The organism is Enterobacter cloacae complex sp. IR53030, from assembly GCF_049238365.1.
GTDB lineage: Bacteria > Pseudomonadota > Gammaproteobacteria > Enterobacterales > Enterobacteriaceae > Enterobacter > Enterobacter kobei.
The window spans coordinates 13450-36257 of record NZ_JBMKHA010000010.1 but is presented as its reverse complement, the minus strand read 5'-3'; the positions used below and the strand labels follow the sequence as shown (position 1 = coordinate 36257).

The 22808-nt window shown below is 55.8% G+C and carries 22 protein-coding genes; 13 read left to right on the top strand and 9 right to left on the bottom strand.

The genetic code is table 11. The annotated features are described in order from the left end of the window. Positions 1 to 14: 14 nt before the first annotated feature. Together nudK and ACOTXR_RS12125 are read left to right on the top strand one after the other, a co-directional pair. On the top strand, positions 15 to 605 hold the full coding sequence (gene nudK, locus ACOTXR_RS12130; RefSeq protein ID WP_014884757.1) for a GDP-mannose pyrophosphatase NudK: 591 nt from the start codon (positions 15 to 17) through the stop codon (positions 603 to 605). 109 nt (positions 606 to 714) lie between these two features. After that, positions 715 to 1758: a DUF1176 domain-containing protein gene (locus ACOTXR_RS12125; protein WP_045268318.1), complete on the top strand. Its 1044-nt coding sequence runs from the start codon at positions 715 to 717 to the stop codon at positions 1756 to 1758. 69 nt (positions 1759 to 1827) lie between these two features. Here ACOTXR_RS12125 and tkt read toward each other — a convergent pair whose 3' ends face one another. Beyond that, complete coding sequence (gene tkt / locus ACOTXR_RS12120) at positions 1828 to 3816, bottom strand: transketolase (protein WP_014884755.1); 1989 nt, start codon at positions 3814 to 3816, stop codon at positions 1828 to 1830. Positions 3817 to 3835: 19 nt separating this feature from the next. Beyond that, positions 3836 to 4786: a transaldolase gene (gene tal / locus ACOTXR_RS12115; protein ID WP_014884754.1), complete on the bottom strand. Its 951-nt coding sequence runs from the start codon at positions 4784 to 4786 to the stop codon at positions 3836 to 3838. A 289-nt stretch (positions 4787 to 5075) separates the two neighbouring features. Between tal and maeB the strand changes: the two genes are divergently transcribed. Further along, the gene (maeB, locus tag ACOTXR_RS12110) at positions 5076 to 7355 is read left to right on the top strand and encodes an NADP-dependent oxaloacetate-decarboxylating malate dehydrogenase (protein WP_023331046.1); all 2280 of its coding nucleotides are present in this window, start codon (positions 5076 to 5078) and stop codon (positions 7353 to 7355) included. A 79-nt stretch (positions 7356 to 7434) separates the two neighbouring features. On the opposite strand, the gene hemF is transcribed toward maeB, so the two are convergent. Both hemF and amiA read right to left on the bottom strand, forming a co-directional pair. Beyond that, positions 7435 to 8334, bottom strand: a complete 900-nt coding sequence (hemF, locus tag ACOTXR_RS12105; protein WP_058690520.1) for an oxygen-dependent coproporphyrinogen oxidase — start codon at positions 8332 to 8334, stop codon at positions 7435 to 7437. Continuing rightward, positions 8334 to 9209, bottom strand: coding sequence for an N-acetylmuramoyl-L-alanine amidase AmiA (gene amiA / locus ACOTXR_RS12100; RefSeq protein ID WP_014884751.1), 876 nt, complete (start codon positions 9207 to 9209; stop codon positions 8334 to 8336). Before amiA ends, hemF begins: the two co-directional genes overlap by 1 nt. 212 nt (positions 9210 to 9421) lie before the next feature. Here amiA and ACOTXR_RS12095 point away from each other — a divergent pair, with 212 nt between their 5' ends. From ACOTXR_RS12095 to pdxK, 10 genes are all read left to right on the top strand, one after another. Further along, the gene (locus tag ACOTXR_RS12095; RefSeq protein ID WP_014884750.1) at positions 9422 to 9847 is read left to right on the top strand and encodes a GNAT family acetyltransferase; all 426 of its coding nucleotides are present in this window, start codon (positions 9422 to 9424) and stop codon (positions 9845 to 9847) included. Then, positions 9834 to 10283 (top strand): DUF2919 domain-containing protein, encoded by a 450-nt coding sequence (locus ACOTXR_RS12090; protein WP_032635908.1) that lies wholly within the window; start codon positions 9834 to 9836, stop codon positions 10281 to 10283. The genes ACOTXR_RS12095 and ACOTXR_RS12090 overlap by 14 nt, the downstream gene beginning before the upstream one ends. A 63-nt stretch (positions 10284 to 10346) precedes the next feature. Continuing rightward, positions 10347 to 10922 carry an RpoE-regulated lipoprotein gene (locus ACOTXR_RS12085; RefSeq protein ID WP_014884748.1) on the top strand — a complete coding sequence of 192 codons (576 nt, stop codon included), beginning with the start codon at positions 10347 to 10349 and terminating at the stop codon, positions 10920 to 10922. A 92-nt stretch (positions 10923 to 11014) separates the two neighbouring features. Beyond that, positions 11015 to 11914: a Dyp-type peroxidase gene (locus tag ACOTXR_RS12080; RefSeq protein WP_023331044.1), complete on the top strand. Its 900-nt coding sequence runs from the start codon at positions 11015 to 11017 to the stop codon at positions 11912 to 11914. A 163-nt stretch (positions 11915 to 12077) separates the two neighbouring features. Beyond that, on the top strand, positions 12078 to 13091 hold the full coding sequence (locus ACOTXR_RS12075) for a sulfate ABC transporter substrate-binding protein (protein ID WP_058690519.1): 1014 nt from the start codon (positions 12078 to 12080) through the stop codon (positions 13089 to 13091). Further along, positions 13091 to 13924: a sulfate/thiosulfate ABC transporter permease CysT gene (gene cysT / locus ACOTXR_RS12070; protein ID WP_023331042.1), complete on the top strand. Its 834-nt coding sequence runs from the start codon at positions 13091 to 13093 to the stop codon at positions 13922 to 13924. Before ACOTXR_RS12075 ends, cysT begins: the two co-directional genes overlap by 1 nt. Then, positions 13924 to 14799 carry a sulfate/thiosulfate ABC transporter permease CysW gene (cysW, locus tag ACOTXR_RS12065; protein ID WP_023331041.1) on the top strand — a complete coding sequence of 292 codons (876 nt, stop codon included), beginning with the start codon at positions 13924 to 13926 and terminating at the stop codon, positions 14797 to 14799. The genes cysT and cysW overlap by 1 nt, the downstream gene beginning before the upstream one ends. Further along, entirely contained in the window at positions 14789 to 15883 is a 1095-nt protein-coding gene (gene cysA / locus ACOTXR_RS12060) for a sulfate/thiosulfate ABC transporter ATP-binding protein CysA (RefSeq protein WP_014884743.1), read from the top strand. Before cysW ends, cysA begins: the two co-directional genes overlap by 11 nt. Positions 15884 to 16000: 117 nt before the next feature. Continuing rightward, positions 16001 to 16912 (top strand): cysteine synthase CysM, encoded by a 912-nt coding sequence (gene cysM, locus ACOTXR_RS12055; RefSeq protein ID WP_014884742.1) that lies wholly within the window; start codon positions 16001 to 16003, stop codon positions 16910 to 16912. A 5-nt stretch (positions 16913 to 16917) separates the two neighbouring features. Further along, a complete protein-coding gene (pdxK, locus tag ACOTXR_RS12050) occupies positions 16918 to 17754 on the top strand; it encodes a pyridoxine/pyridoxal/pyridoxamine kinase (RefSeq protein ID WP_023338619.1) in 837 nt (278 codons plus the stop codon). 44 nt (positions 17755 to 17798) lie between these two features. Here pdxK and crr read toward each other — a convergent pair whose 3' ends face one another. The 5 genes from crr to cysZ form a co-directional block, all read right to left on the bottom strand. After that, complete coding sequence (gene crr, locus ACOTXR_RS12045; protein ID WP_003861316.1) at positions 17799 to 18308, bottom strand: PTS glucose transporter subunit IIA; 510 nt, start codon at positions 18306 to 18308, stop codon at positions 17799 to 17801. Positions 18309 to 18348: 40 nt separating this feature from the next. Next, positions 18349 to 20076 (bottom strand): phosphoenolpyruvate-protein phosphotransferase PtsI, encoded by a 1728-nt coding sequence (gene ptsI, locus ACOTXR_RS12040; RefSeq protein ID WP_014884740.1) that lies wholly within the window; start codon positions 20074 to 20076, stop codon positions 18349 to 18351. A gap of 44 nt (positions 20077 to 20120) precedes the next feature. Continuing rightward, complete coding sequence (ptsH, locus tag ACOTXR_RS12035; protein WP_000487600.1) at positions 20121 to 20378, bottom strand: phosphocarrier protein Hpr; 258 nt, start codon at positions 20376 to 20378, stop codon at positions 20121 to 20123. Positions 20379 to 20695: 317 nt separating this feature from the next. Next, positions 20696 to 21667 carry a cysteine synthase A gene (cysK, locus tag ACOTXR_RS12030; RefSeq protein WP_014884739.1) on the bottom strand — a complete coding sequence of 324 codons (972 nt, stop codon included), beginning with the start codon at positions 21665 to 21667 and terminating at the stop codon, positions 20696 to 20698. A 163-nt stretch (positions 21668 to 21830) separates the two neighbouring features. After that, the gene (cysZ, locus tag ACOTXR_RS12025; RefSeq protein WP_058690517.1) at positions 21831 to 22592 is read right to left on the bottom strand and encodes a sulfate transporter CysZ; all 762 of its coding nucleotides are present in this window, start codon (positions 22590 to 22592) and stop codon (positions 21831 to 21833) included. Positions 22593 to 22808 lie beyond the last annotated feature (216 nt).

Here is a 22808-nt window from a genome sequence, read left to right as displayed (position 1 = left end):
GCCGTGGAGCCCGTATGTCCCTGAACATTACCGTTATCAAAGACAAAATCCTTTCTGAAAATTACTTTGTCCTGCGTAACATCACTTACGATTTAACCCGTAAGAACGGGGACGTTATTCGCCATAAACGCGAAGTCTACGACCGGGGCAATGGCGCTACCATTCTGCTGTATAACCGCGAAAAGCAAAGCGTGGTATTGATTCGTCAGTTTCGGGTGGCGACATGGGTCAATGGCAACGCGGACGGGCGCCTGATTGAAACCTGCGCCGGTCTGCTTGATGACGATGAGCCGGAAGTCTGTATTCGCAAAGAAGCCATAGAAGAAACGGGTTTTGAGGTGGGTGCGGTACAAAAAGTCTTTGAGCTTTTCATGTCTCCAGGCGGGGTGACCGAGCTGGTCCACTTCTTCGTTGCGGAATACACCGACGCTCAGCGTACTCACCGCGGCGGCGGGGTCGAGGATGAAGATATTGAAGTGCTTGAAATGCCCTTCGCTCAGGCGCTGGAAATGGTGAAAAGCGGCGAGATACGCGACGGTAAAGCGGTGATCCTGCTGCAGTATCTGCAAACCAGCGGCGTGATGAACGCCGCGCAGGTCCGGTGATAAGTTATATTTCAGATAAATCTATCCGATAAATCCGATTGAGCCCGCCCGTCCAGGGCACGAAGATACGCCCCAGATTGACCTTTTCGTTTCCGGGGCTGTGCCATTCATGCGCTACTGCGTTTTGCTTCTCTTCTTTTTTTGCGTGCTACCCGCACCTCTGGTGTGGGCTGCACCTGCGCAGCAGTCTTTCTCTGACTGGCAGGTCACCTGCAATAACCAGAATTTTTGCGTTGCCCGAAATACCGGTGAACACCGCGGGCTGGTGATGACGCTGAGCCGTAGCGCTGGGGCAAAAACGGACGCCAGCCTGCGTATCGATCTCGGCGGGCTTTCGGCTCCTCCGGTAAAAGAGCCTGACATCGCCCCCCGACTGCTGCTCGACGACGTTCCCTTAAAACTCAATGCCCAGCACTGGCAGTTAACGCCCTGGCATCTCAAGACTGACGATACGGGTACCCTCACCACGTTTCTGAAAACGATTCAGGAAGGACAGAGGCTGACCCTGCGCGGAGGGAAGCAGACGATCTCTCTGGTCGGACTGAAAGCGGCGCTGCTGTTTATCGACGCTCAGCAAAAGCGCGTGGGCAGCGAAACAGCATGGATTAAAAAAGGGGATAGCCCGCCGCTGAGCGTGCCTCCAGCTCCGGCATTAAAAAAGGTGGCCGTGGTGAACCCCACGCCAACGCCACTCTCCCACGCTGAACTGAACGATCTGCTGGATTACGGCACCTGGCGGATGAACAACAGCCAGTGCTCGCTGGATCCTAACCGCCGCGAAGTGCGCGTCACCGCATTAACGGATGATAAAGCGCTGCTGATCGTCAGCTGCGAGGCGGGGGCTTACAATACGGTCGATCTGGCGTGGCTGGTATCGCGTAAAAAACCGTTCACCTCGCGCAGCGTCAGGCTGCGTCTGCCGTTTACCCCGTCCAGTCAGAGTAGCGATATGGAACTGATGAACGCCAGCTTCGATGAAAAAACACGCGAGCTGACGACGCTCGCACTGGGGCGTGGGATCGGTGATTGTGGGATCCAGACGCGCTGGCGTTTCGACGGCCAGCGCTTCCGCCTGGTGCGGTATGCGGAAGAGCCAAGCTGCGATAACTGGAACGGGCCGGACGCCTGGCCCACGCTGTGGATCACGCGGTAGTCCGGCTTACGATTTGATGGTGTTGTAGGCCGGGTAAGGCGTAGCCGCCACCCGGCAACGAAGACCGCACTAAAGCACGCTCAACGCCTTCTCCACCACGTTCTCAACGGTAAAGCCGAAGTACGGGAACAGCTTGTCGGCAGGGGCGGACTCACCGTAGCCCCGCATACCGACAATCGCTCCTTTCAGCCCCACATACTTATACCAGTAGTCGGCAATTCCCGCTTCCACCGCCACGCGCGCCGCGACGCTGGAGGGGAGCACCGATTCACGGTATGCCTCGTCCTGGGCATCAAAGATATCCGTTGAAGGCAGGGAAACGACGCGCACCGCGTGACCTTCGGCAGTCAGTTTCTCCGCCGCTTTCACCGTGATTTCCACCTCAGAACCCGTGGCAATCAGGATCACGTCCGGTTTGCCGCCGCTGTCCTTCAGGATGTACCCGCCGCGGGCGATATTTTTCACCTGCTCCGGGGTGCGCTCAATCTGCGCCAGGTTTTGACGCGACAGGATCAGCGCCGTCGGGCCGTTATGGCGCTCAACCGCCAGCTTCCAGCCCACTGCCGCTTCGACCTGATCGCACGGACGCCATGTGCTGAAGTTTGGCGTTAAGCGCAGGCTCGCCAGCTGTTCCACCGCCTGGTGCGTCGGGCCATCTTCACCCAGCCCGATAGAGTCGTGGGTGTAGACCATGATCTGCCGGGCCTTCATCAGCGCCGCCATGCGCGCTGCGTTACGGGCGTACTCAACGAACATCAGGAAGGTGGCGGTGTAGGGCACGAAGCCGCCGTGATGGGCGATACCGTTGGCAATGGCGGTCATCCCGAACTCGCGCACGCCGTAGTGGATATAGTTTCCGGCGATGTCCTCTTTCAGCGATTTCGAGCCCGACCAGATGGTCAGGTTACTCGGCGCCAGATCCGCCGAGCCGCCGAGCAGTTCGGGCAGGATAGGGCCGATGGCATTCAGGGTGTTTTGCGACGCCTTACGGGTGGCGATTTTCGCCGGGTTAGACTGCAGGTTTTCAATCAGTGCCTGGGTTTTATCGTCCCAGTCTTCCGGCAATCCACCGCTCATGCGTCGGGAAAACTCAGCCGCCAGTTCCGGGTATGCTTTTTTGTAGGCGGCAAATTTTTCGTTCCAGGCATGCTGGGCTTTTTCACCCGTTTCGCGCGCATCCCATGCCTTGTAGATCTCTTTCGGGATCTCAAACGGCGGGTATTTCCAGCCCAGTTTCTGTCGGGTCAGTGCCACCTCTTCTTCGCCGAGCGCCGCGCCGTGCGCTTCTTCTTTACCTGCTTTGTTTGGTGAGCCAAAGCCGATGACCGTACGGCAGATAATCAGGGACGGTTTGTCCTTCACGCTCTGCGCTTCCTGAATCGCTTTTTTCACCGCTTCGGGATCGTGGCCGTCGATCTCATGCACGACGTGCCAGTGATAGGCTTCGAAGCGTTTCGCCGTGTCGTCGGTGAACCAGCCCTCGGTTTCCCCGTCAATGGAGATGCCGTTGTGGTCGTAAAAGCCGATCAGCTTGCCGAGCCCCAGCGTGCCCGCCAGCGAGCAGACTTCATGCGAAATCCCCTCCATCAGGCAACCGTCACCCATAAACACATACGTGTAGTGATCGACAATCTCGTGGTCCGGCTGGTTAAACTGTGCCGCCAGCGTGCGTTCGGCAATCGCGAGTCCGACGGCGTTGGCCAGCCCCTGACCCAGCGGTCCGGTGGTGGTTTCGACACCCGGCGTATAGCCGATTTCCGGGTGACCCGGGGTTTTCGAATGCAGCTGGCGGAAATTCTTCAGCTCCTCAAGCGGCAGATCATAGCCGGACAGGTGCAGCAGGCTGTAGAGCAGCATCGAGGCGTGGCCGTTAGACAGAATAAAGCGGTCACGATCGTACCAGGCAGGATCGTTGGGGTTGTGCTTCAGGAAGTCGTTCCACAACACTTCGGCAATATCAGCCATGCCCATGGGGGCGCCAGGGTGGCCGGAATTGGCTTTCTGCACGGCATCCATGCTGAGGGCGCGGATGGCATTGGCGAGCTCTTTACGGGACATAGTTCACTCCATGGCAAGGTTAAAGTTTGGCGGCGAGTAGGTCTTCAAGTTTGCGCTGGTCGACGGCGAACAGGCGGATGCCTTCCGCCAGTTTATCCACGGCCATCGCGTCCTGATTGTGCTCCCAGCGGAACTCGGCTTCGGTCATGGCCTTCGGTTTCGGCAGGACGGTGGAGGTTGGCACCAGTTTGCGGATCACCGTCTCTTCTTTGTCCTGCAATTCTTTAAGCAGGTTAGGGGAGATGGTCAGGCGGTCGCAGCCTGCCAGGGCGAGGATCTGCTCGGTACGGCGGAAGCTGGCCCCCATCACGATGGTTTCATAGCGGTGCTGTTTGTAGTAGTCGTAGATATTTCGCACTGACTTCACGCCCGGATCTTCCTCGACTACGTACGGGTCCATGGGCTGTTTCGCCTGATACCAGTCGTAGATGCGCCCGACAAACGGCGAGACGAGGAACACGCCCGCTTCAGCACAGGCGCGTGCCTGTGCAAACGAGAACAGCAGCGTCAGGTTGCAGTGGATCCCCTCTTTTTCGAGCACCTCTGCCGCGCGGATACCTTCCCACGTCGACGCGAGCTTGATCAGAATGCGTGACGTATCAATTCCCTGCTCCTGGTAGAGTTCAACCAGACGACGCGCTTTCGTAATACTCTTTTCTTTATCGAACGAGAGGCGGGCGTCCACTTCGGTCGAGACGCGTCCTGGAATGCTTTTCAGAATTTCTGCACCAAAATTAACCGCCAGTTTGTCGCTGGCTTCGGCAACCTGTTGCTCCTGCGTTTTGCCGCGCTTCTTGCCGTAAGCAATCGCGTCATCAATCAGATGGCTAAAATGGGCAAGCCCTGCCGCTTTCAGAAGCAGGGAAGGGTTGGTGGTCGCGTCCTCCGGCTGATAGTGGCGAATCGACTCGATATCGCCGCTGTCCGCAACCACGGTGGTGAATTGTTTGATGCCGTCTAGCTGGTTCATAAATCATTACTCCTTGGAAATAAAAGAGTTAGATGAGTGCGTTAGTTCACACTTCTGAGAAAATCATGATGGACTTAACAAAAAAGCATAGCAGACGGGGGAGGCATTGCTTTTGAGACGGGTAACATGGCTGTTATAAATTGATAACAATTTTTAATGTGTGATGGTGAGAGTTTGGCAGCCTTCAAAGTTTATGCGCTGTCCTGAGGCGATACTAGGCGGCACACCAGGGTGTGCATCAGGATCGCAAACGTCACCCTTTTGACCGATACGTGAAAGGAAAAATAAGATGGATGAGCAGTTGAAACAGAGTGCCCTCGATTTTCACGAGTTCCCCGTTCCGGGCAAAATCCAGGTTTCCCCAACCAAGCCGCTGGCGACTCAGCGCGATCTGGCGCTTGCCTACTCACCGGGCGTGGCGGCACCGTGTCTGGAAATCGAAAAAGATCCGCTGGCGGCCTATAAGTACACCGCGCGCGGTAACCTGGTCGCGGTGATCTCTAACGGTACGGCAGTACTCGGCCTTGGCAACATTGGTGCGCTGGCGGGTAAGCCGGTGATGGAAGGGAAGGGCGTTCTGTTCAAGAAATTCGCCGGTATCGACGTGTTCGATATCGAAGTGGACGAGCTGGACCCGGATAAATTCATTAACGTCGTCGCCGCGCTGGAGCCAACCTTCGGCGGTATCAACCTGGAAGACATCAAAGCGCCGGAATGTTTCTATATCGAGCAGAAGCTGCGCGAGCGTATGAACATCCCCGTGTTCCATGACGACCAGCACGGTACGGCCATTATCAGCACCGCCGCCATTCTGAACGGCCTGCGCGTAGTCGAGAAAAATCTTTCCGACGTGCGTATGGTGGTCTCCGGCGCGGGCGCGGCGGCCATCGCCTGTATGAACCTGCTGGTGGCGCTGGGGATGCAGAAACACAACATCGTGGTTTGCGATTCCAAAGGCGTGATCTACAAAGGCCGTGAGCCAAACATGGCGGAAACCAAAGCGGCGTATGCGGTGGACGATGACGGCAAACGCACGCTTGAGGACGTGATTGACGGTGCGGACATCTTCCTTGGCTGCTCGGGCCCGAAAGTGCTGACCCAGGAGATGGTGAAGAAGATGGCGCGTGCGCCAATGATCCTGGCCCTGGCGAACCCTGAACCGGAAATTCTGCCGCCGCTGGCGAAAGCGGTGCGTGAAGACGCCATTATCTGTACCGGTCGTTCGGACTACCCGAACCAGGTGAACAACGTGCTCTGCTTCCCGTTCATCTTCCGTGGCGCGCTGGACGTTGGCGCAACGGCGATCAACGAAGAGATGAAGCTGGCAGCGGTTCACGCCATCGCGGAACTGGCGCATGCCGAGCAGAGCGAAGTGGTGGCTTCTGCTTATGGCGATCAGGATCTGAGCTTCGGGCCTGACTACATCATCCCTAAACCGTTTGACCCGCGACTGATCGTGAAGATCGCGCCAGCGGTGGCCAAAGCGGCAATGGACTCCGGCGTGGCAACGCGTCCGATCCAGGACTTCGACGCTTACGTCGATAAACTCACCGAGTTCGTCTACAAAACCAACCTGTTTATGAAGCCAATTTTCTCTCAGGCCCGCGCGGACGCAAAACGCGTGGTGCTGGCGGAAGGGGAAGAGGCGCGCGTGCTGCATGCCACCCAGGAGCTGGTGAGCCTCGGGCTGGCGAAGCCGATCCTGATTGGTCGTCCGAGCGTGATCGAAATGCGCATTCAGAAACTGGGGCTGCAGATTAAGCCGGGTGTGGACTTTGAGATCGTCAATAACGAATCCGATCCGCGCTTTAAAGAGTACTGGAACGAATACTACGCGATCATGAAGCGTCGTGGGATCACCCAGGAGCAGGCGCAGCGGGCGGTGATCAGCAATACCACGGTGATCGGCGCGATTATGGTCCATCGCGGCGAAGCGGATGCGCTGATCTGCGGTACCATCGGCGATTACCACGAGCATTTCAGCGTGGTGCAGGAGATCTTCGGCTACCGCGAAGGGGTTCACGCCGCCGGAGCGATGAACGCGCTGCTGCTGCCAAGCGGGAACACGTTTATCGCCGATACCTACGTTAACGACGATCCAACCCCGGACGAGCTGGCGGAGATCACCGTGATGGCGGCAGAAACCGTGCGTCGCTTTGGTATTGAGCCGAAAGTGGCGCTGCTATCGCACTCTAACTTTGGTTCGTCTAAATCAGCGGCGGCGTGCAAAATGCGTCAGACGCTGGAGCGGGTGCGCGAGCGTGCGCCGGAGCTGATGATTGACGGAGAAATGCACGGCGATGCCGCGCTGGTGGAAAGCATCCGCAACGAGCGTATGCCGGACAGCCCGCTGAAAGGCTCGGCAAACATCCTGATTATGCCGAACGTGGAAGCGGCGCGTATTAGCTACAACCTGCTGCGCGTATCCAGCTCTGAAGGGGTGACCGTAGGGCCGGTACTGATGGGCGTGGCGAAACCGGTGCATGTATTAACGCCGATTGCTTCTGTGCGACGCATCGTGAACATGGTGGCGCTGGCGGTGGTTGAGGCGCAGACGCAGCCTCTGTAGCGGCGGTGCGTCGGGTGGCGCGTTCGCTTACCCGACCTACGGGTTAACCAGGCCGGATAAGCGTAGCGCCATCCGGCAATTACACCCAGTCGCGTACTTTCAGAAACTCACTCAAGGCAGCCTCCGGGCTGCCTTCTTTTGGGTCGTAACAGTATTCCCAGCGTACCAGCGGCGGCATCGACATTAAAATCGACTCCGTGCGCCCGCCGGTCTGCAGGCCGAAGAGCGTCCCGCGATCCCACACCAGGTTAAACTCCACGTAGCGCCCGCGGCGATAAAGCTGGAATTCGCGCTCGCGCACGCCATAGTCGATATCTTTACGACGTTCGACAATGGGCAAATAGGCCTCAGTAAAGCCTTCGCCCACCGCGCGCATAAAGCTGAACGCGGTATCAAAATCGGGCGTGTTGAGATCGTCAAAGAACAGTCCACCGATGCCGCGCTGCTCGTCGCGGTGCTTCAGGTAAAAGTAGTCATCGCACCACTTTTTAAATTTCGGGTAGACGTCTTCGCCAAACGGCAGACAAAGGTCGCGCGCGGTGGCGTGCCAATGCACGGCGTCCTCTTCGAAACCGTAGTAGGGCGTTAAGTCGAAACCGCCGCCGAACCACCAGACCGGATCGGCCCCCGGTTTTTCGGCAATGAAAAAGCGTACGTTAGCGTGACTGGTCGGCACAAACGGATTATGCGGATGCACCACCAGCGAAACGCCCATCGCTTCAAAACTTCGGCCCGCCAGCTCAGGACGATGCGCTGTCGCAGAGGCGGGCATAGCGTCACCATGAACGTGGGAAAAATTCACCCCCGCCTGTTCAAAGATGCCGCCATTTCGCAATACGCGGCTGCGGCCACCGCCGCCTGCCTCACGCTGCCAGTTATCCTCCTGAAATTCACCGCCGTCTGCGGCGGCCAGTTTCTGGCAAATCTCATCCTGCAGTTGCAGCAGGAACGTTTTGACCAGTTGAGCATTGGGTTTCATTAACGTTTCCTGGCGTGCGCTTTTTGGTTATCGAACCAGTTGAAGTAACTGATAATGCCGGAGGCGATGGCGTTAGCAATCTTCTGGCGAAACGCCGTGGTGCCGAGCAGCCGCTCTTCTTCCGGGTTGGTAATAAAAGATGTTTCAACAAGTACGGACGGAATTGAAGGTGACTTCAGCACCACAAACGCCGCCTGCTCGGTGCTTTTACTGTGCAAGCGGTGCACCGGCTTAATCCGTTTGAGGATATGCGAGCCGAGCGTCAGGCTATTTTTGATGGTGTCCGTCTGCACGAGGTCGAACAGCACCTGCTGTAACAGATGATCTTTGTCCGTGGCCTTCTTCCCGGCCACTTCATCCGCCCGGTTCTCACGGTCGGAGAGGTATTTTGCCATGGCGCTACTGGCCCCACGGTTGGACAGGGCAAACACCGACGCGCCCGCGGCTGACGGGTTGGTAAAGCCGTCAGCGTGAATCGACATAAACAGATCCGCGCCGTGTTGATGGGCGATCTCCACGCGGTCATACAGCGGGATAAAGGTGTCGCCAGAGCGCGTCAGACGGGCGTCAATGCCGTTGCTGCGTAAAATTGCGCGCACGTTTTTTGCAATCGCCAGCACGACGTGTTTTTCTTTTGACCCGTTTTTGCCAATGGCGCCGGTATCAATCCCGCCGTGGCCCGGGTCCAGCATCACCAGACGCTTTGCGCCTGGCTTTTTGGTTTTGGGTTTACTGTGTCCGTTACTGGTTTTGAGCGTGCTCTCGTCTTTCGCCTGAGCCTGCTTTGCAATACCGGTTAACGTTAAGGCCGCCAGCCCCGCTTTGAGAACCTGACGACGCGATGTGAGTGCTTTTAATGGTTTGAATGTGCTCATGCGGCCTGAATACTAAAAAAAGGGGTCCTGGTGTTATATCGTATCGTGTTTCCCGTTACGACAGTCCTTATTGAGAATTGTTTTACTTTTCATTTCAATACGTGACAAAGTGACATTATGCCAAATTTTGGCGAGATTTTCCCCGGTTATTGGCTAAACGTCCCGTACGCGCCATAATCACTGTTTTTGAACCCGAAAAGGCGGTTAATACCATGGAGATACGCGTTTTTCGCCAGGAAGATTTCGAAGAGGTGATCACCCTTTGGGAGCGCTGCGATTTGCTGCGTCCGTGGAACGATCCGGAGATGGACATCGAACGGAAGGTGAATCACGACGTCAGTCTGTTTCTGGTCGCGGAAGTGAATGGCGAGGTTGTCGGCACCGTCATGGGCGGCTATGACGGCCATCGCGGCTCGGCTTATTATCTTGGGGTCCATCCGGAATACCGTGGGCGTGGCATCGCGAATGCGTTACTGAACCGGCTAGAGAAGAAGCTGATTGCTCGCGGCTGCCCGAAAATTCAGATCATGGTGCGGGAAGATAACGATGTGGTGCTGGGCATGTATGAACGTCTGGGCTATGAGCACTCTGACGTGCTGAATTTAGGTAAGCGCCTGATCGAAGATGAAGAGTACTGAGATCCACCCGGGAGACTATGACGCGCAGGGCCGCCTCAGGCTGCCTTTTTTATTCTGGTGCGTTCTGCTGCTGCAGGCGCGAACCTGGGTGCTGTTTGTGATGGCTGGCGCGTCGCGCGGGCAGGGCGACACGCTGCTGAATCTCTTCTATCCCGATCACGATGCCTTCTGGCTTGGCTTACTGCCGGGCGTACCGGCGGTGGTGGCATTTTTATGCAGCGGCCGACGGCATGCGATCCCGCGTGTGTGGCGCGCGCTTCGCTGGCTGCTGATCCTTGCCCAGATAGCGCTACTGTTCTGGCAACCCGTGCTCTGGTGGTTCGGTGAACCCCTTTCGGGTATCGGCATTGCGCTGGTGATCGCGGATATTGTGGCGTTGCTGTGGCTGCTCACAAATCCCCGGTTACGCGCCTGTTTTACGCAAGAGTCAGATTAGAACGGCACTTTTTACCGAAGTCGTACTCCAACAAGCGTTGATTTAACACGTAAGGACGTTTCAATGAAATCGCTGCGTTTACTTTTATGCGCTCTCCCGCTGGCATTAACCGGCTGTTCAACGCTCTCCTCCATTAACTGGTCCGCAGCCTATCCGTGGAACTGGTTTGGCGCGTCCACGGAAGTGACCGAGCAGGGCGTAGGAAAAATTACCGCATCAACCGCGCTCGATCAGGATGCCATTCAGGACGCCCTGAGCAGTGACTACCGCCTGCGTAGCGGCATGAAAACCGAGAATGGCAACATTGTGCGGTACTTTGAAGCGCTAAAAGGGGACAAACTGGCGCTGGTGATTAATGGCGATAAAGGCACGGTGAACCGCATTGCGGTGCTCGACGACGAAATCCCGACCGCCAGCGGTGTGAAAGTGGGTACGCCGTTTAGCGATCTGTATAAACAAGCCTTTGGCAACTGCACCAGCGCGCCTTCCGACGAGGGCGTCGCGGTGGAATGTAAGGCGGAAGGCAGCCAGCACATCAGCTATGTCTTCACCGGTACCTGGAGCGGTCCGGAGGGATTAATGCCGTCTGACGACACGCTGAAAAGCTGGAAAGTGAGCAAAATAGTCTGGAAGCAGTAATTTGCGCCTGAACAAACCGCCTCGCTGAAATCCGGGTATAATACCCGCCATCAATGCCACGCTGACGTGGCATCTTTATTTCAGGAGGAGCGATGTCTCAGGTTCAGAGTGGCATTTTGCCAGAACATTGCCGCGCGGCGATTTGGATCGAAGCCAATGTCAAAGGGGACGTGGATGCCCTGCGTGCGGCCAGTAAAGCGTTTGTTGATAAACTGGCGACTTTCCAGGCCAAATTCCCGGATGCCCATCTCGGCGCCGTTGTTGCTTTTGGCAATAACGTCTGGCGTCAGCTGAGCGGCGGCGAAGGGGCGGAAGAGCTGAAAGACTTTATTCCTTACGGTAAAGGTCTGGCTCCGGCCACCCAGTACGATCTGCTCATTCATATTCTCTCTCTGCGTCACGATGTTAACTTCTCCGTTGCCCAGGCCGCGGTGGCAGCGTTCGGCGACAGCATTGAGGTGCAGGAAGAAGTTCACGGTTTCCGTTGGGTAGAAGAGCGCGATCTGAGCGGCTTCGTCGACGGCACGGAAAACCCGGCGGGTGAAGAGACGCGTCGTGACGTGGCGGTCATCAAAGATGGCGTGGATGCGGGCGGCAGTTACGTGTTCGTGCAGCGCTGGGAGCATAACCTCAAGCAGCTTAACCGCATGAGCGTGCATGACCAGGAGATGATGATTGGTCGCACCAAAGAGGCGAACGAAGAGATCGACGGCGATGACCGTCCGGTGACCTCTCACCTGACCCGCGTTGACCTCAAAGAAGAGGGCAAAGGGCTGAAGATTGTCCGCCAGAGCCTGCCGTATGGCACCGCAAGCGGCACCCATGGTCTTTACTTCTGCGCGTACTGCGCACGCCTGTATAACATCGAGCAGCAGTTGATGAGCATGTTCGGCGACACTGACGGCAAGCGCGACGCGATGCTGCGCTTCACCAAGCCGGTAACCGGCGGCTATTACTTCGCGCCGTCCGTTGAGCGTCTGCTGGCGCTTTAACGCCCCTCACCCGAACCCTCTCCCCGCAGGGGAGAGGGGGATTGCAGCCTTATTCCCTTTTCTGCTTCTAAATCACCAAACGGTATATAAAACCGTTACTCCTTTCGACCTCGTTATAAATATTATGACTATAAGATAGTCATCACATTTATAAGGGAGCGCAATGGCCGTTACTGTACTGAAAAAAGGAACTCTGGCGCTGGCAGGTTTATTGCTGGTGGCCCAGGCGCAGGCGACTGAGCTGCTGAACAGTTCGTACGACGTCTCCCGCGAGCTGTTTGCCGCCCTTAACCCACCGTTTGAACAGCAGTGGGCGAAAGACAATAACGGCGATAAGCTGACCATCAAACAGTCCCATGCCGGTTCTTCCAAACAGGCGCTGGCGATATTGCAGGGACTGAAGGCGGATGTCGTGACCTACAACCAGGTCACTGACGTGCAGATCCTGCACGACAAGGGCAAACTTATCCCTGCTGACTGGCAGAGCCGTCTGCCGAATAACAGCTCGCCGTTCTATTCCACCATGGGCTTCCTGGTGCGTAAAGGTAACCCGAAAAATATCCACGACTGGAGCGACCTGGTGCGTTCTGACGTGAAGCTGATTTTCCCGAACCCAAAAACCTCCGGTAACGCGCGTTACACCTATTTGGCGGCGTGGGGTGCGGCGGACAAGGCCGACGGTAACGATAAAGCCAAAACCGAGCAGTTCATGACCCAGTTCCTGAAAAACGTTGAAGTGTTTGATACCGGCGGCCGCGGGGCAACCACCACCTTCGCAGAACGTGGGCTGGGCGATGTGCTGATCAGCTTTGAGTCGGAAGTGAACAACATCCGCAAACAGTATGAAGCGCAGGGCTTTGAGGTGGTTATCCCGAAAACCAACATTCTGGCCGAATTCCCGGTGGCGTGGGTGGATAAAAACGTGAAGGCAAACGGTACTGAGAAAGCGGCAAAAGCCTATCTCAACTATCTGTACAGCCCGCAGGCGCAGACCATCATTACCGATTACTACTACCGCGTGAATAACCCGGACGTGATGAACAAACTGAAGGATAAATTCCCGCAGACCGCACTGTTCCGCGTGGAAGATAATTTCGGCTCCTGGCCTGAGGTGATGAAAACGCACTTTGCCAGCGGCGGTGAGTTAGACAAGTTGCTGGCGGCGGGGCGTAAGTAATGTTTGCAGTCTCGACCAAACGCGTGCTGCCGGGCTTTACCTTAAGTCTGGGGACCAGCCTGCTGTTCGTCTGCCTGATCCTGTTGTTGCCGCTCAGCGCACTGGTGATGCAACTTGCGCAGATGAGCTGGGCGCAGTACTGGGACGTGGTCACCAACCCGCAGGTGGTGGCCGCCTATAAAGTGACGCTGCTGTCGGCGTTTGTCGCCTCCATTTTTAACGGTGTGTTCGGCCTGCTGATGGCGTGGATCTTAACCCGCTATCGTTTCCCTGGCCGCACGCTGCTTGACGCACTGATGGATCTGCCGTTTGCGCTGCCGACGGCTGTTGCGGGCTTAACCCTTGCGTCGCTCTTCTCCGTGAACGGACTGTACGGTGAGTGGCTGGCAAAGCTTGATATCAAAGTCACCTATACCTGGCTTGGTATCGCGGTGGCGATGGCCTTTACCAGCATCCCGTTTGTGGTGCGTACCGTGCAGCCGGTGCTGGAAGAGTTGGGTCCGGAATATGAAGAAGCGGCGGAAACGCTGGGGGCCTCGCGCTGGCAGAGTTTCCGCAAGGTCGTGTTGCCGGAACTCTCCCCGGCGCTGATGGCGGGCGTTGCGCTGTCGTTTACCCGCAGCCTCGGTGAGTTCGGCGCGGTGATTTTTATCGCCGGGAACATTGCCTGGAAGACGGAGGTCACCTCGCTGATGATTTTCATCCGTCTTCAGGAGTTTGATTATCCGGCGGCGAGCGCCATTGCTTCGGTGATCCTCGCAGCCTCACTGCTGCTGCTGTACTCAATTAACACTCTGCAAAGTCGCTTTGGTCGACGTGTGGTAGGTCACTGATGGCGGAAGTTACGCAATTGAAGCGATACGATGCTCCCCGTATCAACTGGGGTAAATGGTTTCTGATTGGCGTGGGCGTGCTGGTGTCCGCCCTCATTCTCGTCGTGCCGACGGTGTATATCTTCGTTCAGGCGTTCAGCAAGGGGCTGATGCCCGCGCTGGAGAACCTGGCGAATCCGGACATGCTCCATGCCATCTGGCTGACCGTACTGATTGCCCTGATCACCGTGCCGGTGAACCTGGTGTTCGGGACGCTGCTGGCGTGGCTGGTGACGCGTTTTAACTTCCCGGGGCGTCAGCTGCTGCTGACCCTGCTGGATATTCCGTTTGCCGTGTCGCCGGTGGTGGCGGGTCTGGTGTACCTGCTCTTTTACGGCTCTAACGGCCCGCTGGGCGGCTGGCTGGATGAGCATAACCTGCAGGTCATGTTCGCCTGGCCGGGTATGGTGCTGGTGACCATCTTCGTGACGTGTCCGTTTGTGGTGCGCGAACTGGTGCCGGTGATGTTAAGCCAGGGGAGCAACGAAGACGAAGCGGCGGTGCTGCTGGGCGCGTCAGGCTGGCAGATGTTCCGTCGCGTGACGCTGCCAAATATCCGCTGGGCGCTGCTTTACGGCGTGGTGCTGACCAACGCCCGAGCGATTGGTGAGTTTGGTGCCGTTTCCGTCGTCTCCGGCTCCATCCGCGGTGAAACCCTGTCGCTGCCGTTACAGATTGAATTACTGGAACAGGACTACAACACCGTCGGTTCCTTTACTGCCGCAGCGTTACTGACGCTGATGGCTATTTTGACCCTGTTTTTGAAGAGTGTGGTGCAGTGGCGTTTAGAGAATCAGGAAAAACGTCAGCATCAGGAGGGAAATCATGAGCATTGAGATTGCCAATATTAAGAAGTCTTTTGGTCGCACCCAGGTGCTGAATGATATCTCGCTGGATATCCCTTCCGGACAAATGGTGGCGCTGCTGGGGCCGTCTGGCTCGGGTAAAACCACGCTGCTGCGAATTATCGCCGGGCTTGAGCATCAGACCAGCGGGCACATTCGCTTTCACGGCACCGACGTGAGCCGCCTGCATGCCCGCGATCGTAAAGTGGGTTTTGTGTTCCAGCACTATGCGCTGTTCCGCCACATGACCGTGTTTGACAACATCGCGTTTGGCCTGACCGTGCTGCCGCGTCGCGAACGCCCGGATGCCGCCACCATCAAAGCGAAAGTGACTAAGCTGCTGGAGATGGTGCAGCTGGCACATCTGGCGGATCGTTTCCCGGCGCAGCTGTCTGGCGGACAGAAACAGCGTGTCGCGCTGGCACGTGCGCTGGCCGTTGAGCCGCAAATTCTGCTGCTGGACGAACCGTTCGGCGCGCTGGATGCGCAGGTGCGTAAAGAACTTCGCCGCTGGCTGCGTCAGCTGCATGAAGAGCTGAAGTTTACCAGCGTCTTCGTGACCCACGATCAGGAAGAGGCGATGGAAGTGGCGGACCGCGTGGTGGTCATGAGCCAGGGCAACATCGAGCAGGTTGACGAGCCGGAGCAGCTCTGGCGTGAACCGGCGACCCGTTTCGTGCTGGAATTTATGGGTGAAGTGAACCGTCTGCAGGGCACCATTCGCGGTGGACAGTTCCACGTCGGCGCGCACCGCTGGCCGCTGGGCTATACCTCCGCGCATCAGGGGCCGGTCGATCTGTTCCTGCGTCCGTGGGAAGTGGACGTGAGCCGCCGCACCAGCCTGGATTCACCGCTGCCGGTGCAGGTACTGGAAGCTAGCCCTAAAGGGCACTACACCCAATTGGTGGTACAGCCGCTGGGCTGGTATACCGAGCCGCTGACCGTCGTCATGCGTGATGATGTGCCGCCGCACCGGGGCGAGCGTCTGTTTGTCGGTCTGCAGCATGCCCGTATTTATCACGGGAAGGAGCGCATCGAGACGCGCGAGAATATTGCTCTGGCGGAGTCAGCCTGATAGGTTATTAGGATGTTTATCGCCCGGTGGCGCTGCGCTTACCGGGCCTACAGTTATCACTGAGTCTTGTAGGCCGGGATCGCTGCGCGCCCCCGGCTTTTTTATTGAGTAAAAATCGTGACTACACTCGAACACACCATCGGCAACACTCCTCTGGTCAAGCTTCAGCGCATGGGGCCAGACAACGGCAGTGAAATCTGGGTCAAACTTGAGGGCAATAATCCGGCAGGCTCGGTGAAAGACCGTGCGGCGCTGTCGATGATTGTTCAGGCTGAAAAACGCGGTGAGATAAAGCCCGGCGACGTGTTGATTGAGGCCACCAGCGGCAATACCGGGATTGCACTGGCAATGATTGCGGCATTGAAAGGCTACCGCATGAAGCTGCTGATGCCGGACAACATGAGCCAGGAGCGCCGCGCCGCAATGCGCGCCTACGGGGCCGAGCTAATTTTGGTCACTAAAGAGCAGGGGATGGAAGGCGCACGCGATTTAGCCTTAGAAATGGCGGAGCGCGGCGAAGGTAAGCTGCTCGATCAGTTCAACAACCCGGATAACCCCTACGCGCATTACACCACCACCGGCCCGGAAATCTGGCAGCAAACCGACGGACGTATTACCCATTTTGTCTCCAGCATGGGCACCACCGGCACCATCACCGGCGTGTCGCGTTTCCTGCGTGAGCAGGAAAAAGCCGTCACTATCGTTGGCCTGCAGCCAGAAGAGGGGAGCAGCATTCCGGGGATTCGCCGCTGGCCAGCAGAATACATGCCGGGCATTTTTAATGCGCAGCTGGTGGATCAGGTGCTGGATATTCACCAGCGCGAGGCGGAGAATACCATGCGTGAGCTGGCCGTGCGTGAAGGCATCTTCTGCGGGGTCAGCTCGGGTGGCGCGGTAGCGGGGGCGTTGCGCGTTGCGCAGGTGAATCCAGGCGCCGTTGTGGTCGCGATTATCTGCGACCGCGGCGATCGCTATCTGTCTACCGGCGTCTTTGGTGAAGAGAGTTATTCGCAGGGGGCGGGAATTTAAGCGTCATGGAGATGATTTTATTCCGGGATAACACCCGGGCGCAGCAAACCGATATTGTCGCAGTGCAGTCGCAGGTGGTTTATGGCAGCGTGGGGAACAGCATTGCGGTTCCGAATATTCGTACCCACAGGCTGAACGTCACCGCCGTGCCGACGGTATTGTTCAGCAATACGCCGCACTATGACACTTTCTACGGCGGCGTGATCCCCGATGAGTGGTTCAGCGGCTACCTGAAGGCGCTGGAAGAACGCGAGATCCTGCGCGAGCTTAAAGCGGTCACCACCGGTTATATGGGCAGCGCCAGCCAGATCGCCCTGTTGGCTCAGTGGCTGAAGGCGGTCAAAGCGCACCATCCTGACCTGCTGGTACTGGTCGACCCGGTTATTGGCGACATTGACAGTGGAATGTACGTGAAGCCGGATATTCCGCAAGCGTATCGGGAGCACCTGTTGCCGCTGGCGCAGGGCATTACGCCAAACGTCTATGAACTGGAAGTATTAAGCGGAAAACCGTGCCGCACGCCGGAAAGCGCCGTCGCGGCAGCGCAGGGGCTGCTTTCCGATTCCCTGAAATGGGTGGCGATTACCAGCGCGCCGGTCGCTGACGACCCGCACAACATCCACGTGGTGCTGGTGACGAAAGAGGGCGTTACCGTTAGCGCGCATCCGCGCGTAGAAACCGATCTGAAAGGGACGGGCGATCTGTTCTGTTCCGAGCTGGTCAGTGGTATCGTTGAGGGGAAAACCGTTGCCGATGCTATCCGCATGGCGGGGGATCGGGTGACTGACGTGATGTTGTACACCCAGTCGAAAGGGTACGACGAGCTTATCCTTCCCGCATAAACAAAAATGGCGCCCGAAGGCGCCATTTTTCTGTACGGCAAGAATTACTTCTTGATGCGGATAACCGGGGTTTCACCCACGGTGACGCTGCCAGACAGTTTGATCAGTTCTTTGATTTCGTCCATGTTGGAGATAACAACCGGCGTCAGGGTAGACTTGGCTTTTTCTTCCAGCAGTGGCAGATCGAATTCAATTACCGGGTCGCCAACTTTCACACGCTGGCCTTCTTCCGCGATACGTTTGAAGCCTTCGCCTTTCAGTTCAACGGTGTCGATACCGAAGTGAACGAACAGTTCGATACCGCTATCAGATTCGATAGAGAACGCATGGTTGGTTTCAAAAATTTTACCGATGGTGCCGTCAACTGGAGCAACCATTTTGTTGCCAGTTGGTTTGATAGCAATGCCATCACCAACGATTTTCTCAGCAAACACTACATCCGGCACGTCTTCGATGTTGACGATCTCGCCGGAGAGCGGAGCAACAATCTCAATAGTTCCGGAGTCTTTCTTATCATCAGAAACCAGAGATTTCAGTTTATCGAACAAACCCATGATCTTCTCCTAAGCAGTAATTTGGGCCGCATCTCGTGGATTAGCAGATTGTTTTTTCTTCAATGAACTTGTTAACCAGCGTCATTAACTCGTCCGTTGTCGGTTGAGCAAGAGCCTGCTCTGCTAACACCTTCGCATCTTCGAAGTTCGTGTTACGGATAATCTTCTTAATGCGCGGGATGGAAATGGCGCTCATAGAGAATTCGTCCAGACCCATACCCAGCAACAGAAGTGTAGCACGTTCGTCGCCTGCAAGCTCACCACACATGCCAGTCCATTTACCTTCTGCATGAGAAGCATCAATAACTTGCTTGATCAAGTTCAGTACGGACGGTGACATTGGCTGGTAGAGATGTGAAATCATATCATTACCACGGTCAACTGCCAGGGTGTACTGCGTTAAATCATTGGTGCCGATACTAAAGAAATCAACTTCTTTGGCTAAATGACGCGCAATGGTCGCGGCTGCTGGGGTTTCCACCATCACGCCGATCTCGATTGACTCGTCAAACGCTTTACCTTCGTCGCGCAGTTCCTGTTTGTAGATTTCGATCTCTTTCTTCAGTGCACGCACTTCTTCAACAGAGATGATCATCGGGAACATGATGCGCAGTTTACCGAAAGCAGAGGCACGCAGAATTGCGCGCACCTGGTCACGCAGGATCTCTTTGCGATCCATGGCGATACGCACTGCACGCCAGCCCAGGAACGGGTTCTCTTCTTTCGGGAAGTTCATGTATGGCAGCTCTTTGTCGCCACCGATGTCCATAGTACGGACGATAACCGCCTGAGAGCCACACGCTTCTGCTACGGCTTTATACGCAGCAAACTGCTCTTCTTCAGTAGGCAGCGCGTCACGGTCCATGAACAGGAATTCTGTACGATAAAGACCCACACCTTCCGCACCGTTGCGCTCAGCGCCTTCAACATCACGTACGGTACCGATGTTTGCGCACACTTCAACCTGATGGCCGTCCAGGGTGATGGCTGGCAGGTCTTTCAGCTTAGCGAGTTCCGCTTTTTCAGTCGCAACTTGCTCCTGAACCGCGCGCAGTTTTTCGATCTCTTCGTTTGTTGGGTTGACGTAAACCAGATTGTTTACGGCATCCAGAATCAGATAGTCGCCGTTTTTCACCTGAGAGGTGACGCTACCGGTACCCACGATGGCAGGCAGTTCCAGAGAACGGGCCATAATAGAGGTGTGGGAGGTACGGCCACCCGCGTCGGTAATGAAACCGAGGACCTTTTTCAGGTTCAGCTGTGCGGTTTCGGACGGGGTGAGGTCAGCGGCAACCAGGATCACTTCATCCTGAATCGCGCTCAGGTCGATGATGGCCAGACCCAGGATGTTGCGCAGCAGGCGCTTACCGATGTCACGTACGTCAGCCGCACGTTCTTTCAGGTATTCATCATCCAGTTCTTCCAGGGCAGTTGCCTGACCTTCGATAACTTCATGCGCAGCCGCGTCGGCCGTCATGCCTTTATCTTTAATCAGGGCTATGATTTCCTGCTCCAGCTCCTCATCTTCGAGCAGCATGATATGCCCTTCGAAGATGGCTTCTTTTTCTTCACCGAAAGTTTCGCCAGCTTTAGTTTTGATTGCTTCCAGTTGCGCAGATGCCTTGGCACGACCGCTCAGAAAACGTTCAACTTCCTGATCAACCTTGTCGGCAGAAATTTTTTTCCGGTCGATGACGATCTCGTCTTCTTTCAGCAGCAGTGCTTTGCCGAAAGCGATACCCGGGGATGCTAAAATGCCTGAAATCATAACCCTACCTTACTTGTGACTGATATTTAAAAGAACCCGGAAACTTACTCGAGCTCAGCCATCAGTTTTACCAGATGCTCAACTGCTTTCTGCTCGTCTTCACCTTCCGCAGAAATGGTGACTACGGTGCCCTGAGTCAGGCCCAGAGTCTGCAGTTTGAACAGGCTTTTTGCGCTGGCGCTTTTGCCGTTGGAAGTCACAGTGATTTCAGAAGTGAAGCCTTTCGCTTCTTTAACAAACTGAGCAGCAGGGCGGGTGTGCAGACCGTTCGGAGCGGTAATGGTAACTTCTTGCTGGAACATTGTATTTCCCCAACTTATAGGTTTAGTGTTGTGGAACTAAAGTCTAGCCTGGCGACTGAACTTTAGCCTGTATTGTTAGCGCTGACGTTTCGATCGTCATTAAACATTATGCAGCGAAAGCAAGACTTGAACCAAATCATAAAATCGATTCAGCAAGGCTATTTCGTTCACTGATTAATTTCACGCATCAAAATAATTGCTGGTTTAAATACCAGACCCAACGGGGTGAAGCAATGCCAGGAGGGGCAAAAGTTTGAAGCAGGCCACAAAAAAGCACCTGAAAAGGTGCTTTTTTACGCGTTATTAACATGCTGGCATTACTGTTGCAGCTCTTTTTCAGTGAACAGATCGGCAAACAGTGCGGTGCTCAAGTAACGCTCACCCGAGGAAGGAAGGATAACCACAATATTCTTATTGGTAAAGGCTTCATCTTCCTGAAGTTTGAGCGCTGCCGCAACAGCCGCACCGGAAGAGATACCGGCGAGAATGCCTTCTTCATCCATCAGACGACGCGCGGTAGAGATGGCTTCTTCGTTAGTGATGGTGACCACTTTATCGATCAGCTTCAGATCCAGGTTGCCCGGAATGAATCCCGCGCCAATACCCTGGATTTTATGCGGACCCGGCTTGAGCTCTTCGCCCGCCAGTGCCTGGGTGATAACCGGTGAGTCGGTGGGTTCAACCGCAACGGTGATCAGATCTTTTTTACCTTTTGTGCCTTTTATATAGCGTGACACGCCGGTCAGGGTGCCGCCGGTACCAACGCCGGAGATAAACACGTCAACCTGACCGTCAGTATCTTCCCAGATTTCCGGTCCAGTGGTCTTCTCGTGAATTTCCGGGTTAGCCGGGTTGCTGAACTGCTGCAGCAGCAGATATTTTGCCGGATCGCTGGCGACAATCTCTTCCGCTTTCTGAATGGCACCTTTCATGCCCTTCGCACCTTCGGTAAGTACGAGGTTCGCGCCGAGTGCTTTGAGCAGTTTGCGGCGTTCGATACTCATGGTTTCCGGCATGGTCAGCGTCAGTTTGTAGCCACGTGCGGCAGCGACATAGGCCAGAGCGATACCGGTGTTACCGCTGGTCGGTTCAACCAGTTCAACGCCAGGCTTCAGCACGCCACGTTTTTCAGCATCCCAAATCATGTTTGCACCGATACGGCATTTTACGCTGAAGCTCGGGTTACGAGATTCGACCTTCGCCAGAATGCGTCCATTACCGATACGGTTCAGTCGAACCAGGGGCGTATGACCGATAGTCAGCGAGTTGTCTTCATAAATCTTACTCATGGCCTGTCCTTAACTGTATGAAATTGGGATACCGCCCCAGCATACCTGCTAAGCAGGGAGGGGGAAGTAAGGAATTCGCATATCTATATACTGCAAGGAAATAATGGGGATCAGTATGGAATAAGGGGCGGCATAAGCCACCCCTGCTTTACACATTTTTGCATTATTTCCATAACGCGTGCTTAGCACGGTAGCAGTCCACCCACATTGCCGTCGCGCCGCACACAGCAACCGGCATGATGAACAGGTTCAGGAAGGGAATCATCGTGAACAGGCTGGTCAGCGCGCCGAACTGCATATTGGCGACCTTCTGGGTACGCAGGGCGTTGCGCATCGCTTTAAACGGTACCTTGTGGTTATCGAACGGATAATCACAATACTGGATGGCGAGCATCCAGGCGCTGAACAGGAACCACAGCACCGGCGCCACGGTCTGGCCAATGCCGGGAACAAAATAGAGGATAAGCAGCACTACCGCGCGGGGGAGGTACCAGGCAAATTTCTGCCACTCGCGCTTCATGATGCGGGGGATATCTTTCATGATCTCGAGCACGCCCGTGTCCGGCGGCGTCGCGCCGGTAAGCCGCGCCTCCAGCTGTTCTGCCAGCAGGCCGTTAAACGGTGCGGCTATCCAGTTAGCGATGGTTGAGAAGAAATAGCCGAACACCAGCAGCACGGAGATCACCGCCACCGGCCAGAGCAGATAGTTCAGCCACTGTAGCCAGTCGGGCACATAGCTCATTAACGCAGGGATCCAGCTCTCGAGCTTTGTAAAAAGCCACCAGAACGCGCCGCCCATCAGAACAATGTTGATCAACAGCGGAAGGATGACGAAGCGTCGGATACCCGGCAGTGAAACCAGTTTCCAGCCCTGAGAAAAATACCAGACGCCGCTGCGTGGGGGAGAAGACGATGTTGAAACCATAACCAGGCTGTACTCCTTTTTTCACAACCAGTGGAATTGCCGCCTATATTATCCACTTGTGGACTAATGACCAGTTCGGAAATGTTCGAAAAACCAGCAAAAAGCACGATTTCCTTCATCTTTATGCTGTGAATGCTCTGCACACACTTGCACTTGACGTAAACGGCAAATACTCTTAGTGAGTAAATGTTTGCCGTGGTGGCAAGGTGTTAGAAC

What these genes read in the sequence shown, in the direction of transcription:
- ACOTXR_RS12125 (WP_045268318.1), top strand. Translation starts at nt 715, where the DNA reads ATGCGCTACTGCGTTTTGCTTCTCTTCTTTTTTTGCGTGCTACCCGCA.
- cysW (WP_023331041.1), top strand. Translation starts at nt 13,924, where the DNA reads ATGGCGGAAGTTACGCAATTGAAGCGATACGATGCTCCCCGTATCAAC.
- ACOTXR_RS12085 (WP_014884748.1), top strand. Translation starts at nt 10,347, where the DNA reads ATGAAATCGCTGCGTTTACTTTTATGCGCTCTCCCGCTGGCATTAACC.
- hemF (WP_058690520.1), bottom strand. Translation starts at nt 8,334, where the DNA reads ATGAAACCCAATGCTCAACTGGTCAAAACGTTCCTGCTGCAACTGCAG.
- cysA (WP_014884743.1), top strand. Translation starts at nt 14,789, where the DNA reads ATGAGCATTGAGATTGCCAATATTAAGAAGTCTTTTGGTCGCACCCAG.
- ptsH (WP_000487600.1), bottom strand. Translation starts at nt 20,378, where the DNA reads ATGTTCCAGCAAGAAGTTACCATTACCGCTCCGAACGGTCTGCACACC.
- crr (WP_003861316.1), bottom strand. Translation starts at nt 18,308, where the DNA reads ATGGGTTTGTTCGATAAACTGAAATCTCTGGTTTCTGATGATAAGAAA.
- ACOTXR_RS12075 (WP_058690519.1), top strand. Translation starts at nt 12,078, where the DNA reads ATGGCCGTTACTGTACTGAAAAAAGGAACTCTGGCGCTGGCAGGTTTA.
- cysZ (WP_058690517.1), bottom strand. Translation starts at nt 22,592, where the DNA reads ATGGTTTCAACATCGTCTTCTCCCCCACGCAGCGGCGTCTGGTATTTT.
- amiA (WP_014884751.1), bottom strand. Translation starts at nt 9,209, where the DNA reads ATGAGCACATTCAAACCATTAAAAGCACTCACATCGCGTCGTCAGGTT.
- cysT (WP_023331042.1), top strand. Translation starts at nt 13,091, where the DNA reads ATGTTTGCAGTCTCGACCAAACGCGTGCTGCCGGGCTTTACCTTAAGT.
- maeB (WP_023331046.1), top strand. Translation starts at nt 5,076, where the DNA reads ATGGATGAGCAGTTGAAACAGAGTGCCCTCGATTTTCACGAGTTCCCC.
- ACOTXR_RS12090 (WP_032635908.1), top strand. Translation starts at nt 9,834, where the DNA reads ATGAAGAGTACTGAGATCCACCCGGGAGACTATGACGCGCAGGGCCGC.
- ptsI (WP_014884740.1), bottom strand. Translation starts at nt 20,076, where the DNA reads ATGATTTCAGGCATTTTAGCATCCCCGGGTATCGCTTTCGGCAAAGCA.
- cysK (WP_014884739.1), bottom strand. Translation starts at nt 21,667, where the DNA reads ATGAGTAAGATTTATGAAGACAACTCGCTGACTATCGGTCATACGCCC.
- ACOTXR_RS12095 (WP_014884750.1), top strand. Translation starts at nt 9,422, where the DNA reads ATGGAGATACGCGTTTTTCGCCAGGAAGATTTCGAAGAGGTGATCACC.
- pdxK (WP_023338619.1), top strand. Translation starts at nt 16,918, where the DNA reads ATGGAGATGATTTTATTCCGGGATAACACCCGGGCGCAGCAAACCGAT.
- tkt (WP_014884755.1), bottom strand. Translation starts at nt 3,816, where the DNA reads ATGTCCCGTAAAGAGCTCGCCAATGCCATCCGCGCCCTCAGCATGGAT.
- tal (WP_014884754.1), bottom strand. Translation starts at nt 4,786, where the DNA reads ATGAACCAGCTAGACGGCATCAAACAATTCACCACCGTGGTTGCGGAC.
- nudK (WP_014884757.1), top strand. Translation starts at nt 15, where the DNA reads ATGTCCCTGAACATTACCGTTATCAAAGACAAAATCCTTTCTGAAAAT.
- ACOTXR_RS12080 (WP_023331044.1), top strand. Translation starts at nt 11,015, where the DNA reads ATGTCTCAGGTTCAGAGTGGCATTTTGCCAGAACATTGCCGCGCGGCG.